This is a genomic window from Streptomyces sp. NPDC006384 (assembly GCF_042870695.1).
Lineage (GTDB): Bacteria > Actinomycetota > Actinomycetes > Streptomycetales > Streptomycetaceae > Streptomyces.
Genome location: NZ_JBIAHR010000008.1, coordinates 39,610 through 54,922, shown reverse-complemented (window position 1 = coordinate 54,922; position 15,313 = coordinate 39,610). Strand labels below are relative to the sequence as shown.

Below are 15,313 nucleotides of genomic sequence, written 5' to 3'. Positions count from 1 at the left end.
ACCGGCCGCCCCCCCCCCCCCCGCCCCCCCCCCCCCGCGCCCCCGGCCCGCGCCCCCCCCCCCCCCCCCCCCCCCCATGTCCGTGTGCGTACGCGTCAGGCCTTGACGCGGACCTCCTTGCGGAACTTGGCGGTCAGCTCGGCGGCCTTGTCCAGGTCGGCGGGCTTGCCGGCCATGGCGTCGGTCAGTTCTATGTTGAGGATGACGCCCAGGGTGCTGTGGTCGCCCCAGATGCACACCGGCATGCTGAGCTCCGAAGGACCGGAGGCCGCGTCGCCCGACGAGGCGGCGGGGGTCTTCGTCTTGATCTCCTGGCACTTCAGGACCGCGCCGTCCAGATCGGCCGGCTTGAAGGCCTTGGGACTGCCGACGACCTCGCCCTCGGCCTCCTTGTCCTCCGCGGCCCCCTTCTTCATCTCCGCGAACATGCCGTCGACGACCTTCTCCGGGTCCTCGATCTCGCCGTAGACGCCCATGAACTGGACCATCTTCATGGCGAACGGGTTGTTCTCGTCCCCGGCCTGGTAGCCCGCACCGACATCCTTGGGGTTCTTGACGCCGTGCTTCTCGGCCTCCTTGATGGAGTCCTCGTCGAAACCACCGCTGCTCTCGGCGGAGTCTTTCTTCTTGTACTCCCCGCCGAGCACCGTCGCCGGGGTCGTCAGCTTGTGCGGGCCGTCGTCGGCGATGTCACCGGCGCCCCCGCCACCCCCGCCGAGCACGAAGTACGCGCCCACGCCGATCGCGGCCACGACCGCGACCGCGCCGATGATCAGGCCCGTCTTCTTCTTCCCGCCGGCCGGCGCCGGGGGCTGCGGCATGCCGTAGGGCTGCTGGCCGTACGGGGCCTGCTGGCCGTAGGGCGGCTGCTGACCGTAGGGGGCCTGCTGGCCGTAGGGCGGCTGCTGCGGCGGGACGCCGCCCTGCGCGGGCTGCTGCGGGTAGCCGTAGCCCGGCTGCGGGGGAGGCGCCTGCTGGGGGTAACCGTAGCCGGGCTGGGGGGCCTGCGGCTGCGGCTGGCCGTACGGCCCCGGCTGGCCGTACGGTCCGGGCTGCTGGGGCTGCCCGCCGTACGGGCCCGGCTGGTTGTGACTCATTGCTTGGGTTCCCCTCCGTGCTTACGTGGTGCTGACATCCTGACGCAGACATGGCGTGCGCAGGTCATCGGGGGGCCGCACCGTTACAAAGGAATCGCGTTTCGGGACATGGCTGTGACGCCCTTAAACTGGGCGGGTGACCGAGAACGCTCAGCAGCAGCCACCAGCGCCCGACACCGAACTGCCGACGACGTACGCGCCGGCCGATGTAGAGGGGCCGCTGTACGAGCGCTGGGTAGAGCGGGGTTACTTCGAGGCGGACGCCAAGAGCGACAAGCCGCCGTACACCATCGTCATCCCGCCGCCGAACGTCACGGGCAGCCTGCACCTGGGCCACGCCTTCGAGCACACGCTCATCGACGCCCTCACCCGCCGCAAGCGCATGCAGGGCTACGAGACGCTGTGGCAGCCCGGCATGGACCACGCCGGCATCGCCACGCAGAACGTCGTCGAGCGGGAGCTGGCCAAGGAGGGCAAGTCCCGCCACGACCTCGGCCGCGAGGCCTTCGTCGAGCGGGTCTGGAAGTGGAAGGGCGAGTCCGGCGGGCAGATCTCCGGCCAGATGCGCCGCCTCGGCGACGGCGTCGCCTGGTCGCGCGAGCGCTTCACCATGGACGAGGGCCTCTCCCAGGCCGTCCAGACCATCTTCAAGCGGCTCTACGACGACGAGCTGATCTACCGCGCCGAGCGCATCATCAACTGGTGCCCGCGCTGCCTGACCGCGATCTCCGACATCGAGGTCGAGTACCAGGAGGACGACGGCGAGCTCGTCTCCATGAAGTACGGGGACGGGGACGACACCATCGTCGTCGCCACCACCCGCGCGGAGACGATGCTCGGCGACACCGCCGTCGCCGTCCACCCCGAGGACGAGCGGTACAAGCACCTCGTCGGCAAGCTCATCAAGCTGCCGCTGACCGACCGTTCCATCCCGGTCGTCGCGGACGAGCACGTCGACCCCGAGTTCGGCACCGGCGCCGTCAAGGTGACGCCCGCCCACGACCCGAACGACTTCGAGATCGGCCAGCGCCACGACCTGCCGTCCATCGCCGTGATGGACGAGCACGCCGTCATCACCGCCCACGGCCCCTTCCAGGGACTGGACCGCCTCGAGGCCCGCTCCGCGATCGTCGCCGCGCTGCGCGCCGAGGGCCGGATCGTCGCCGAGAAGCGCCCGTACGTCCACTCCGTCGGCCACTGCTCGCGCTGCAAGACCACCATCGAGCCGCGCCTGTCCATGCAGTGGTGGGTCAAGGTCGGCCCGCTGGCCAAGGCCGCCGGTGACGCGGTCCGCGAGGGCAAGGTCAAGATCCATCCGCAGGAGATGGAGAAGCGCTACTTCGACTGGGTCGACAACCTCCACGACTGGTGCATCTCGCGGCAGCTGTGGTGGGGCCACCGCATCCCGGTCTGGTACGGGCCCGGCGGCGAGGTCGTCTGCGTCGGACCCGACGAGGAGCCGCCCACCGGAGAGGGCTGGCACCAGGACACCGACGTCCTCGACACCTGGTTCTCCTCCGGCCTGTGGCCCTTCTCCACGCTGGGCTGGCCCGAACAGACCGAGTCGCTCGCGAAGTTCTACCCGAACTCCGTCCTGGTCACCGGCTACGACATCCTCTTCTTCTGGGTCGCCCGGATGATGATGTTCGGCCTCTACGCGATGGACGGCACCCCGCCGTTCCACACCATCGCCCTGCACGGCATGGTCCGCGACCAGTTCGGCAAGAAGATGTCGAAGTCCTTCGGCAACGCGGTCAACCCGCTGGACTGGATGGACAAGTACGGCTCCGACGCCCTCCGGTTCACCCTCGCCCGCGGCGCCAACCCGGGCGTGGACGTCCCGATCGGTGAGGACTGGGTCCAGGGCTCCCGCAACTTCGCCAACAAGCTCTGGAACGCCACCCGCTTCGCGCTGATGAACGGCGCCACGGTGGAAGGCCCGCTGCCGGAGCCGTCGGCGATGTCCGCCACCGACCGGTGGATCCTGTCCCGGCTGAACTCGGTCGTCGCCGAAGTGGACGCCTACTACGACGACTTCCAGTTCGCCAAGCTGTCCGACGCGCTGTTCCACTTCGCGTGGGACGAGGTCTTCGACTGGTACGTCGAGCTGTCCAAGACCACCTTCCAGGCGGGCGGTGAGGCCGCCGAGGTCTCCAAGCGGGTCCTCGGTGAGGTCCTGGACGTCACGCTGCGCCTGCTGCACCCGGTCGTCCCCTTCGTCACCGAGACGCTGTGGACGACGCTGACCGGCGGCGAGTCCGTCGTCATCGCGGACTGGCCGGCCGACAGCGGCTTCCGGGACACGGACGCCGAGCGGGAGATCGGGACGGTCCAGTCCGTGATCACCGAGGTGCGGCGCTTCCGGGCCGACCAGGGCCTGCAGCCCGGCCAGCGGGTCCCGGCCCGGCTGACGCTGGACGGCACGGCGCTCGCCCCGCACGAGGCGGCCATCCGCCAGCTCCTGCGGCTCCAGCCGGAGGGCGACTCCTTCACGGCGACGGCGACGCTGCCGGTGGCGGGCGCCGAGGTCGCCCTCGACCTCTCCGGCGTCATCGACTTCGCGGCGGAGCGGAAGCGGCTGGCGAAGGACTTGGCCGCGGCGGAGAAGGAGAAGGCGCAGGCCAACGCCAAGCTCGGCAACGAGGCGTTCCTCGCGAAGGCGCCGGACCACGTCGTGGACAAGATCCGGGGCCGGCTGGCCAAGGCGGACGAGGACATCGCCCGCATCCAGTCCCAGCTGGAGAAGCTGCCGCAGGCGTAGACGCCGGAACGTGAAAGAAGGCTCCCGGTGCCTCGACAGGCGCCGGGGGCCTTCACGTCCTTCAGGGGGGCGCGGGTCCGTATCGATGTGCGGCTCCGCCGCGTGGGCGCGGCCGGCCACGGACCACCCGCACCCGCCGGGAGACCCGAGCCACCCCACTCCGTGGGCGTCCTGTCGGCCGGTCTCCGTAGACTGTCCCCGTGAGCGACATCCCCGGCGAGAACGACCAGCCCGACCCCTCCGACCCCCTCGACTCCTTCGACGAGATCATCGAGGCGGAGACGACCCGCGACCCCGACCTCGCGGTCATCGAGGCCGGCAGCCGCACCCTGCGCACCCAGGGCGGCCCCCCGCAGGCCGACGTACCCGCCCGCCCCGAGGACCCCGAGGTCGACAAGGCGCTGCGCGAGGTCGAGGCGGAGCTCGCCACCCGCTGGGGCGAGACCAAGCTGGAGCCGTCCGTCAGCCGGATCGCCGCGCTGATGGACGTCCTGGGCGAGCCGCAGCGCTCGTACCCCTCCATCCACATCACCGGGACCAACGGCAAGACCTCCACCGCCCGCATGATCGAGGCCCTGCTCGGCGCCTTCGAGCTGCGCACCGGCCGGTACACCTCGCCGCACGTGCAGTCGATCACCGAGCGGATCAGCCTGGACGGGGCGCCGATCCCCGCCGAGCGGTTCGTCGAGACGTACCAGGACATCAAGCCCTACGTCGAGATGGTCGACGCGCGGCAGGAGTACCGGCTGTCCTTCTTCGAGGTGCTGACCGGCATGGCGTACGCCGCCTTCGCCGACGCGCCCGTCGACGTGGCCGTCGTCGAGGTCGGCATGGGCGGCTCCTGGGACGCGACCAACGTGATCGACGGGGACGTCGCCGTGGTCACCCCCATCGACCTGGACCACACCGACCGGCTCGGCTCCACGCCCGGCGCGATCGCGACCGAGAAGGCCGGCATCGTCAAGCAGGACGCCACCGTGATCCTGGCCCAGCAGCCGGTGGACGCGGCGCAGGTGCTGCTGAAGAAGGCCGTGGACGTCAACGCCACCGTCGCCCGCGAGGGCCTGGAGTTCGGGGTCGTCGCCCGGCAGGTCGCCGTCGGCGGGCAGCTGATGACCCTGCGCGGACTCGGCGGCGAGTACAGCGAGGTGTATCTGCCGCTGCACGGCGCCCACCAGGCGCACAACGCGGCCGTCGCGCTGGCCGCCGTCGAGGCGTTCTTCGGCGTCGGCGCGCAGCGCCCCGGCCCGCTGGACATCGACACCGTGCGCAAGGCCTTCGCCGCGGTCTCCTCGCCGGGGCGGCTGGAGGTCGTGCGCCGCTCGCCGACCGTGGTGCTGGACGCCGCGCACAACCCCGCGGGCGCCCGGGTGACCGCGGAGGCGGTCGGGGAGGCGTTCCAGTTCAGCCGGCTCATCGGCGTGGTCGGTGCGAGCGGCGACAAGAACGTGCGCGGACTGCTGGAGGCCTTCGAACCGGTCTTCGCCGAGGTCGTCGTCACCCAGAACACCGGCCTTCGCGCGATGGACGCCGACGAGCTGGCCGCGATCGCCGTCGAGGTGTTCGGCGAGGACCGCGTCCAGGTCGAGCCGCGGCTGCCGGACGCCCTGGAGGCGGCGATCACGCTGGCCGAGGAGGAGGGCGAGTTCGCGGGCGGCGGCGTGCTCGTCACCGGTTCCGTCTACACCGTCGGCGAGGCCCGGCTGCTGCTGGGGAAGGGCTGAGAATCCCGTGCGTACGCTCTGTGCTTCGACCCTGATCGGCGAGTTCTTCGTGATCGGCTTCGCCGGACTGGTCGCCATGAAGGACCCCGACCTGACCATGGGCACCGTGTGGACGGTCAGCGGTGTCGCGATGTTCCTGTGCGTGGCGCTGTGCGGTGTGGTGACCCGGCCGGGCGGCGTCGCCCTGGGCTGGGCCCTGCAGATCGCCCTGCTCGCGTCCGGCTTCATCGTGCCGACGATGTTCTTCCTCGGCGCGGTGTTCGGGGCCCTGTGGTGGGCCTCGGTGCACTACGGGCGGAAGATCGACGAGGCGAAGGCGAGGTTCGCGGCGCAGGCGGAGGCCCAGGCCGCTGACGCTGCGTGACAGGCGCCGCGACACGCCCGGTAACCTCTGTCATCACCTCGTACAACCGCACACGCGTACATCCCAAGGAGCCCGTCGTGACCCAGCGCACCCTCGTCCTGCTCAAGCCCGACGCCGTCCGTCGCGGCCTGACCGGCGAGATCATCAGCCGTATCGAGCGCAAGGCCGGCTGGCAGATCACCGCGCTGGAACTGCGCACCCTGGACACCGAGACGCTGGAGCAGCACTACGGCGAGCACAAGGGCAAGCCTTTCTACGAGCCGCTGGTCGCCTTCATGTCCTCCGGACCGGTCGTCGCCATGGTCGTCGAGGGCGAGCGGGTCATCGAGGGCGTGCGCGCGCTGGCTGGCCCGACCGACCCGATCGCCGCGGCCCCCGGCTCCATCCGCGGGGACTTCGGTGTCATCGTCCGGGAGAACCTGATCCACGCCTCCGACTCCGAGGAGTCGGCCGAGCGGGAGCTGAAGATCTTCTTCCCCGGCCGGGTCTGAGGACGCCGGAACACCTTTTTTCTGACGAGCCGTCACCCCTTGGGTGGCGCGCCGACCGGGGCGGCCGCGTGAAAGCGGCCGCCCCGTGGCATATGCGCGCCTGATCGGGGGAACGGATGCCACCGTTGGATCGTCTCCACGAGCGAGGCGATGCGCCATCTGCCGACAATGGCGAAGACCCTCGCGCAGTGTTCGCGAAAGCGCGTCTACGATGGAAGCCTCCACGCGTCACTGCAGCCACCTCGCCTACCTGAAAAGCCCTCAAAAGCTCATGGGAAGGCCAGTCGAATCCTGATGGGGAACTCAATGTCGTTCATCGGCCGTGACATGGCTGTCGACCTCGGGACCGCCAACACGCTGGTGTACGTCAGGGGTCGCGGGATCGTACTCAACGAGCCGTCCGTCGTCGCGATCAACACCAACACCGGTGGCATCCTCGCGGTCGGGGCCGAAGCGAAGAAGATGATCGGGCGCACCCCCGGCAACATCGTCGCCGTGCGTCCGCTGAAGGACGGCGTGATCGCCGACTTCGAGATCACCGAGCGGATGCTCCGCTACTTCATCCTGAAGATCCACAAGCGGCGTTATCTGGCTCGCCCGCGGGTCGTCGTCTGCGTGCCCTCGGGCATCACCGGCGTCGAACGCCGTGCCGTGATCGAGGCGTCGTCCCAGGCCGGCGCCCGGCAGGTGCACATCATCGAGGAGCCCATGGCCGCGGCCATCGGTTCCGGCCTGCCGGTCCACGAGGCCACGGGCAACATGGTGGTCGACATCGGCGGCGGCACCACGGAGGTCGCGGTCATCTCGCTCGGCGGCATCGTCACCGCCCAGTCCATCCGCGTCGCGGGTGACGAGCTGGACAACGCGATCATCCAGCACGTCAAGAAGGAGTACAGCCTTCTGCTGGGTGAGCGCACGGCCGAACAGATCAAGATCACGATCGGTTCGGCGTACGACCTCGACGCTGACGAGCACACCGAAATCCGCGGCCGGGACCTGGTGTCCGGACTGCCCAAGACCGTCGTCATCTCGGCCGCCGAAGTGCGCAAGGCGATCGAGGAGCCGGTCAACGCGATCGTCGACGCCGTCAAGACGACCCTCGACAAGTGTCCGCCGGAGCTGTCCGGCGACATCATGGACCGGGGCATCGTCCTGACCGGCGGCGGCGCGCTGCTGCGCGGCCTCGACGAGCGGCTGCGCCGGGAGACCGGCATGCCGATCCACATCGCCGAGGACCCGCTGGACAGCGTGGCGCTCGGCTCCGGAAAGTGCGTCGAGGAGTTCGAGGCGCTCCAGCAGGTGCTGGACGCCCAGCCCCGCAGATGAGGCAGCTCTTCGGTCCGCCGTACGAGAGGTTCTTCTCTCGTACGGCGGACCGTTGCCACAGAGACACAGAGACACAGAGACACAGAGACACAGAGACATAGGACAGAGGGACACCGGACTCCCGCAGTGCCCGCACCGGACGGGACGGGCGTCCCCCTCGAATCCCCCGAATTCCTGAAGACCGCAACGTAATTCCCGAATTCCGACGAGGAAGGCACGGCCGCCGCACGTGAGGGACACGAAAGAGAGCCGGCTGCTCCTGGTGCTGCTGATCGCCGTCGCGTTCGCGCTGATCACGGTGGACATCCGCGGCGGGGAGGACTCACCGGTCGACGGTGCCCGGCAGGCCGCGGCCAATGTCTTCGGCCCGATCGAGAACGGGGTGGCGTCCGCGGTCGACCCGGTCGGCAACGCGGTCTCCGCGATCCGCGAGTCGGGCGACCGGCACGACCGGCTCGCCGCGCTGGAGACGGAGAACGCGGCCCTCAAGGCGAAGCTCGGCAGCGACGAACGCGGCCGCAGCCGCCTCGAGCAGCTCGACAAGATGCTCGGCCTGGCCGGCGCCGGCCAGTACGGCATCAAGGGCGCCCAGGTCATCGCCATAGGAGCGGCCCAGGGCTTCTCCTGGACCATCACCATCGACGCCGGGGCCGACGACGGCATCGAACGCGACATGACCGTCCTCAACGGCGACGGCCTGGTCGGACGCGTGACCACCGTCGGCCCCGACACCGCGACCGTGCTGCTCGCCAGCGACCCCGACTTCACCGTCGGCACCCGGATGGAGGCCGGTGACGAACTCGGCTTCGCCTCCGGGCAGGGCGACCGCCCGCTGCGCGTCGAACTCCTCAACGGCAAGGCCGACGTGAAGAAGGGCGACCGGCTCGTCACCTTCGGCTCCCAGGCCGACAAGCCCTTCGTGCCCGGCGTCCCCGTCGGCACCGTCACCCGCGTCGACCCCTCCCGCGGCGACCTGACCCGCACCCTCTACGTCACGCCGTTCGCCTCCTTCACCAAGCTCGACATCGTCGGCGTCGTCGTCCAGGCCCCGGCGAAGGACCCGCGCGACACGGTGCTCCCGCAGAAGCCGAAGCCCGAGCCCAGGCCCACCGTCACGGTGACCGTGACGCCGTCCGCCGAGGCACCCGACGGCCAGGCCCGGTCCGAAGAGGCCGAAGGGTCCGGGCAGACCGGGCAGACCGGGCAGTCCGAACAGACCGAGCAGTAGGAGCTTTCGTCCCATGCGCGTCAACCGGATCCTGCTGTCCGCCTCCCTGGTCGTCGTCGCCCTGGTGGTCCAGGTCAGCGTCCTCGCCCGCCTCCACCTGCCCGGCGCCGTCCCCGACCTGCTGCTGCTCACCGTCCTCGGCCTCGCCCTGGTCTACGGCCACGTCGGCGGCGCCCTCGTCGGCTTCGGCGCCGGACTCCTCGCCGACCTCGCCCCGCCCGCCGACCACGCCGCCGGCCGCTACGCCCTGGTGCTCTGCGTCGTCGGCTACCTCGCCGGCCTCGCCAGACCCGACAACGGCCGGCTCAGGTCGGCCACCGGCCCGATGGCCGTCGTGGTCGCCGCCGCCGTCGGCACCACCCTGCTCTACGCCGGCGTCGGAGCCCTCGTCGGCGACACCGCCGCCCGCCACGTCGGCCTGCCCGGCCTGGTGTTCACCGCCGCGCTGTACGACCTGCTGCTCTCGCCCTTCGTGGTCCCCGGCGTCATGGCGCTCGCCCGCCGCACCGACAACGACCCGCTGGCCGACACCACCCCCGCCGCCCAGGGCACCGACATCTCCTCCGGCTGGCTCTCCGGCACCGGACTGCGCATCGGGGAGCAGCGCAGCGGACTGCGCATGAGGGCGGCACGGGCCCGGGTGGCCCGCGCCGGACGCATCAAGGGGGTCAAGCGGCTGTGACGACGCGGCAGCACACGACCGACAGCACGCACCTCGCGAGGGGGAGGAGGGGGAGGCAGTGACCAACTCCCACCCGTCGCCCACCACCACCCTCAACGGAATGGGCTGCGCCCATGACTAACATCCCCGAGACCGGCCGGAGCACACGCGTCCAGACCCGCCTCGTCGTCATCCAGGTCCTCGTCCTGTCCCTCCTCGCCACCCTCGGCGGCCGCCTCTGGTACCTGCAGATCCGGCAGGGCGACGAGTACGCCAAGGAGGCCTCCGGCAACCACGTCCAGCAGGTCGTCCAGCCCGCCACCCGCGGCTCCATCCTGGACGCCCGCGGCGTGGCCCTCGCCGACAACGAGACCCGCCTCGTCGTCTCCGCCTCCCGCACCGAGCTGCTGAAGATGAAGGACGACGGCAAGGCCGTCCTCACCAAGCTCGCCGGCGTTCTGGGCATGGAGCCCCAGGAGGTCATGGACAAGGTCCGGCTGTGCGACGCCAAGACGCCGCAGCCCTGCTGGAACGGCTCGCCCTACCAGCCGATCCCCGTCACCGACGAGGCCACCCCCAAGCAGGCCCTGCAGATCCGCGAGCGCGCCGAGGACTTCCCCGGCATCACCGCCGAACCCATGGCCGTACGCCGCTACGCCGCGCCCGGCAAGTCCAACACTGCCCAGGTCCTCGGCTACCTCTCCCCGGTCACCGACGAGGAGATCCAGAAGGCCCAGGACACCGACTCGCCCTACCTGCGCTCCGATCAGGTCGGCCGCTCCGGACTGGAGCGCCAGTACGACAAGGCGCTGCGCGGCAAGGCCGGCGTCACCCGCTACGAGGTCGACAACCTCGGCCGCGTCATCGGCGAGGCCGAGTCCGACCCGGGCGTGCCCGGCTCCAACCTCGTCACCAGCATCGACGCCCGCGTCCAGCGCGTCGCCGAGCACGAGCTGAACGAGGCCATGAAGGCCGCCCGCAAGGAGATGGACCGCAACACCAACCGGCTCTACGAGGCCGACGCCGGTGCCGTCGTGGTGATGGAGGCCAGGACCGGCCGCGTCGTCGCCATGGCCTCCAACCCGACGTACGACCCCAACGCCTGGGTCGGCGGCATCTCCGCCAAGGACTACAGGAAGCTCACCGGCAAGGACTCCAACTACCCGCTGCTGAACCGGGCCATCCAGGGGCAGGCCGCCCCCGGCTCCATCTTCAAGGTGGTCTCCTCGGCCGCCGCGGTGGAGGCCGGCTACGACTTCGACGGCAGCTACGCCTGCTCCAGCTCCTACTCCGTCGGGGGCCAGGTCTTCAAGAACTTCGAGTCCGCCGACCACGGCTCGATCAGCATCGGCCGCGCCCTCGAGCTCTCCTGCGACACCGTCTACTACCGGCTCGCGCACGAGGAGTGGAAGAAGGACGGCGGCATGAACCCGAAGAGCCCCAACGACTACTTCTACAAGGCGGCCCACCAGTTCGGCCTCGGCAAGGAGACCGGCATCGACCTGCCGAACGAGGTCGCCGGCCGCGTCCCCGACCGCCAGTGGAAGCAGGACTACTGGAAGGCCAACAAGGACGCCTGGTGCAGGACGGGGAAGAAGGGCGGCTCCTACGTCGAGCAGATCGCGTACGAGAACTGCCTCGAGGGCAACAAGATGCGCGCCGGTGACTCCATCAACTACTCCATCGGCCAGGGAGACACCCTCGTCACCCCCATCCAGATGGCCACGGTCTACGCCGCCCTCTCCAACGGCGGCACCATGTACGCGCCGACCATCGGCAAGGCGATCGTCAGCCCCGACGGCAAGCGGATCCAGGAGATCAGGCCCAAGGCGAACGGCAAGCTGCCCATAAGCAGGACCACGCTGGCCAAGATGGACGACGCCCTCGCCGGCGTCGCCACCCGCGGCACCGCCGCCTGGCGCTTCGAGGGCTGGCCGCAGGACGAGATCCCGATGCGCGCCAAGACGGGTACCGCCGAGGTCTACGGCAAGCAGACCACCTCGTGGTTCGCCACGTACACCGACGACTACGCGATCGTCATGACGATCTCCCAGGGCGGCACCGGCTCCGGCGCCTCGGGCCCCGCCGTCCGCAACATCTACGACGCCCTGTACGGCGTCTCGGACGACGGGAAGATCGACAAGAAGAAGGCGCTGCTGCCCCAGCCGGCCAAGAGCCTGCCGAAGATCAGGCCGGACGGCACCATCGTCTCCCCGAAGATCTCCAAGGACCCCGTGAAGGTCCTCCAGCCCACCGAGGAGGCCGCTCAGGAGGGCGGCGACGCCCCCGCCGGACAGCAGGACCAGAACCAGCAGGCGACAGTGAACCCGCCCGACACCGGGAACCGGCAGACCCGCAGGCGGAAGCGGAGGGCACGCCCATGACCGGAGTCAACAGCTTCCAGGTCTCCGGATACGGACCCCAGAAGGCCGGCTGGACCCGGCTGTTCGCCCGCGACTCCCTCGCCCGGCGGCTCGACTGGCCGATACTGCTGGCCGGCCTCGCGCTGTCCCTGCTCGGCTCCCTGCTCGTCTACTCCGCCACCCGCAACCGCACCGAGCTCAACCAGGGCGACCCGTACTACTTCCTGACCCGGCACCTGCTGAACACCGGCATCGGGATCGCCCTGATGGCCGCCACCGTCTGGCTCGGCCACCGCGCCCTGCGCACCGCCGTGCCCGTCCTGTACGGCGCCTCCGTCTTCCTGATCCTGCTGGTGCTCACGCCGCTCGGCTCGACCATCAACGGCGCCCACTCCTGGATCAAGCTCCCCGGCGGCTTCTCCCTCCAGCCCTCCGAGTTCGTGAAGATCACGATCATCCTGGGCATGGCGATGCTGCTCGCCGCCCGGGTGGACGCGGGCGACCGGCCCCACCCCGACCACCGGACCGTCCTCCAGGCTCTCGGCCTGGCCGTCGTGCCGATGCTGATCGTGATGCTCATGCCCGACCTCGGCTCGGTCATGGTCATGGTCATCATCGTGCTGGGCGTCCTGCTCGCCTCCGGCGCCTCCAACCGGTGGGTGTTCGGCCTCCTCGGCACGGGCACGGCCGGCGCGCTCGCCGTATGGCAGCTCGGCGTCCTGGACGACTACCAGATCGCCCGTTTCGCCGCCTTCGCCAACCCCGAACTCGACCCCGCCGGCGTCGGCTACAACACCAACCAGGCCCGCATCGCCATCGGCTCCGGCGGCCTCACCGGCTCCGGCCTCTTCCACGGCTCCCAGACCACGGGCCGCTTCGTACCGGAACAGCAGACCGACTTCGTCTTCACCGTCGCCGGCGAGGAACTCGGCTTCCTCGGTGCGGGCCTCATCATCCTGCTGCTCGGCGTGGTCCTCTGGCGCGCCTGCCGGATCGCCCGGGACACCACCGACCTGTACGGCACGATCGTCGCCGCCGGGATCGTCGCCTGGTTCGCCTTCCAGTCCTTCGAGAACATCGGCATGACCCTCGGCATCATGCCCGTCACCGGCCTGCCCCTGCCCTTCGTCTCCTACGGCGGCTCGTCGATGTTCGCCGTGTGGATAGCGGTGGGACTCCTGCAGTCGATCACCGTGCAACGGCCCATGTCGGCGTAGTTTCCGGGGCCTTTCCGGACCGTCTCGGGGACCGTGCGGGACCGCACGGTCCCCGAAGCGGTTCGGGGGACCGCGCGGGCCGGGTTACGCTGAATGGTCCCCCCTGTCAGCACACAAAGGTTCCGTGAGATGCCTGCCGAAGCCGCCGAGTCTGTGAAGTCCGTGTTTCCACAGCTCGAAGCTCTGCTCCCGCATGTGCAGAAGCCGATCCAGTACGTCGGCGGAGAGCTCAACTCCACGGTCAAGGACTGGGACTCCTGCGACGTCCGCTGGGCCCTGATGTACCCGGACGCGTACGAGGTCGGTCTGCCCAACCAGGGCGTCATGATCCTCTACGAGGTACTGAACGAGCAGCAGGGCGTCCTCGCCGAGCGCACCTACAGCGTGTGGCCGGACCTGGAGGCGCTCATGCGGGAGCACTCCGTCCCGCAGTTCACCGTCGACAGCCACCGCCCGGTCAAGGCCTTCGACGTGTTCGGGCTCTCCTTCTCCACCGAGCTCGGCTACACCAACATGCTCGCCGCCCTCGACCTGGCCGGCATCCCGCTGGAGGCCGGGGACCGCGGTCTCGACGACCCGATCGTCCTCGCCGGCGGCCACGCCGCGTTCAACCCCGAGCCGATCGCCGACTTCATCGACTGCGCCGTCATCGGCGACGGCGAGCAGGCCGTCCTGGAGATCACCGCGATCGTCCGCGCCTGGAAGGCCGAGGGCCGCCCCGGCGGCCGCGAGGAACTCCTGCTGCGCCTGGCGAAGACCGGCGGGGTGTACGTCCCCGGCTTCTACGACGTCGAGTACCTCCCCGACGGCCGTATCGCCCGCGTCGTGCCGAACCGCTCGGGCGTCCCGTGGCGCGTCTCCAAGCACACGGTGATGGACCTCGACGAGTGGCCCTACCCCAAGCAGCCCCTCGTCCCGCTCGCCGAGACCGTCCACGAGCGCATGTCGGTCGAGATCTTCCGCGGCTGCACCCGCGGCTGCCGTTTCTGCCAGGCCGGCATGATCACCCGCCCGGTGCGCGAACGCTCCATCACCGGCATCGGCGACATGGTCGAGAAGGGGCTGAAGGCGACCGGATTCGAGGAGGTCGGCCTGCTCTCCCTGTCCTCCGCCGACCACTCGGAGATCGGCGACATCGCCAAGGGCCTCGCCGACCGGTACGAGGACGACAAGATCGGCCTGTCCCTCCCGTCGACCCGGGTGGACGCCTTCAACGTCGACCTGGCCAACGAGCTGACGAGGAACGGCCGCCGCTCCGGCCTGACCTTCGCCCCCGAGGGCGGCTCCGAGCGCATGCGCAAGGTCATCAACAAGATGGTCTCGGAGGAGGACCTGATCCGCACCGTCGCCACCGCCTACGGCAACGGCTGGCGCCAGGTGAAGCTGTACTTCATGTGCGGCCTGCCCACCGAGACCGACGAGGACGTCCTGCAGATCGCCGACATGGCCACCCGGGTGATCGCCAAGGGCCGCGAGGTCTCCGGCTCGGGCGACATCCGCTGCACCGTCTCCATCGGCGGCTTCGTCCCCAAGCCCCACACCCCCTTCCAGTGGGCCCCGCAGCTGTCCGCCGAGGAGACCGACGAACGCCTGGCCAAGCTGCGCGACAAGATCCGCGGCGACAAGAAGTACGGCCGCTCCATCGGCTTCCGCTACCACGACGGCAAGCCCGGCATCGTCGAGGGCCTGCTCTCCCGCGGCGACCGCCGCGTCGGCGCCGTCATCCGCGCCGTCTACGACGACGGCGGCCGCTTCGACGGCTGGCGCGAGCACTTCTCCTACGACCGCTGGATGAGCTGCGCCGCCAAGGCCCTCGCGCCCTTCGGCGTGGACGTCGACTGGTACACCACCCGCGAGCGCTCCTACGAGGAGGTCCTGCCCTGGGACCACCTCGACTCCGGCCTCGACAAGGACTGGCTGTGGGAGGACTGGCAGGACGCCCTCGACGAGACCGAGGTCGAGGACTGCCGCTGGACCCCGTGCTTCGACTGCGGGGTGTGCCCCGCGATGGACACCGAGATCCAGATCGGCCCGACCGGCAGGAAGCTGCTGCCGCTGTCCGTGGTCAAGTGACCGTCCCG

General features: G+C 70.2%; 11 protein-coding genes. 10 read left to right on the top strand and 1 reads right to left on the bottom strand.

The features are described 5' to 3' along the window. Window positions 1-95: 95 nt before the first annotated feature. Window positions 96-1,097 carry a hypothetical protein gene (locus tag ACFYOJ_RS12615; protein WP_356558085.1) on the bottom strand — a complete coding sequence of 334 codons (1,002 nt, stop codon included), beginning with the start codon at window positions 1,095-1,097 and terminating at the stop codon, window positions 96-98. Between the two features lie 136 nt (window positions 1,098-1,233). Here ACFYOJ_RS12615 and ACFYOJ_RS12610 point away from each other — a divergent pair, with 136 nt between their 5' ends. The 10 genes from ACFYOJ_RS12610 (at window position 1,234) to ACFYOJ_RS12565 (ending at window position 15,305) form a co-directional block, all read left to right on the top strand. Next, window positions 1,234-3,858 (top strand): valine--tRNA ligase, encoded by a 2,625-nt coding sequence (locus ACFYOJ_RS12610; RefSeq protein WP_356558084.1) that lies wholly within the window; start codon window positions 1,234-1,236, stop codon window positions 3,856-3,858. A gap of 200 nt (window positions 3,859-4,058) precedes the next feature. Then, on the top strand, window positions 4,059-5,582 hold the full coding sequence (locus ACFYOJ_RS12605) for a folylpolyglutamate synthase/dihydrofolate synthase family protein (protein WP_356558083.1): 1,524 nt from the start codon (window positions 4,059-4,061) through the stop codon (window positions 5,580-5,582). 7 nt (window positions 5,583-5,589) lie between these two features. Beyond that, the gene (locus ACFYOJ_RS12600) at window positions 5,590-5,946 is read left to right on the top strand and encodes a DUF4233 domain-containing protein (protein WP_356558082.1); all 357 of its coding nucleotides are present in this window, start codon (window positions 5,590-5,592) and stop codon (window positions 5,944-5,946) included. A gap of 77 nt (window positions 5,947-6,023) precedes the next feature. Next, window positions 6,024-6,437 carry a nucleoside-diphosphate kinase gene (gene ndk / locus ACFYOJ_RS12595; protein ID WP_356558081.1) on the top strand — a complete coding sequence of 138 codons (414 nt, stop codon included), beginning with the start codon at window positions 6,024-6,026 and terminating at the stop codon, window positions 6,435-6,437. A 306-nt stretch (window positions 6,438-6,743) separates the two neighbouring features. Then, window positions 6,744-7,763: a rod shape-determining protein gene (locus tag ACFYOJ_RS12590; RefSeq protein ID WP_019325389.1), complete on the top strand. Its 1,020-nt coding sequence runs from the start codon at window positions 6,744-6,746 to the stop codon at window positions 7,761-7,763. 229 nt (window positions 7,764-7,992) lie between these two features. Next, window positions 7,993-8,991: a rod shape-determining protein MreC gene (gene mreC, locus ACFYOJ_RS12585; RefSeq protein ID WP_356558080.1), complete on the top strand. Its 999-nt coding sequence runs from the start codon at window positions 7,993-7,995 to the stop codon at window positions 8,989-8,991. A gap of 13 nt (window positions 8,992-9,004) precedes the next feature. Further along, window positions 9,005-9,673 (top strand): rod shape-determining protein MreD, encoded by a 669-nt coding sequence (gene mreD / locus ACFYOJ_RS12580; RefSeq protein WP_356558079.1) that lies wholly within the window; start codon window positions 9,005-9,007, stop codon window positions 9,671-9,673. Window positions 9,674-9,786: 113 nt separating this feature from the next. Next, a complete protein-coding gene (mrdA, locus tag ACFYOJ_RS12575) occupies window positions 9,787-12,036 on the top strand; it encodes a penicillin-binding protein 2 (RefSeq protein WP_356558078.1) in 2,250 nt (749 codons plus the stop codon). Next, complete coding sequence (gene rodA / locus ACFYOJ_RS12570; protein ID WP_356558077.1) at window positions 12,033-13,232, top strand: rod shape-determining protein RodA; 1,200 nt, start codon at window positions 12,033-12,035, stop codon at window positions 13,230-13,232. Before mrdA ends, rodA begins: the two co-directional genes overlap by 4 nt. 129 nt (window positions 13,233-13,361) lie before the next feature. Continuing rightward, window positions 13,362-15,305: a TIGR03960 family B12-binding radical SAM protein gene (locus tag ACFYOJ_RS12565; protein WP_356558076.1), complete on the top strand. Its 1,944-nt coding sequence runs from the start codon at window positions 13,362-13,364 to the stop codon at window positions 15,303-15,305. Window positions 15,306-15,313: the final 8 nt, after the last annotated feature.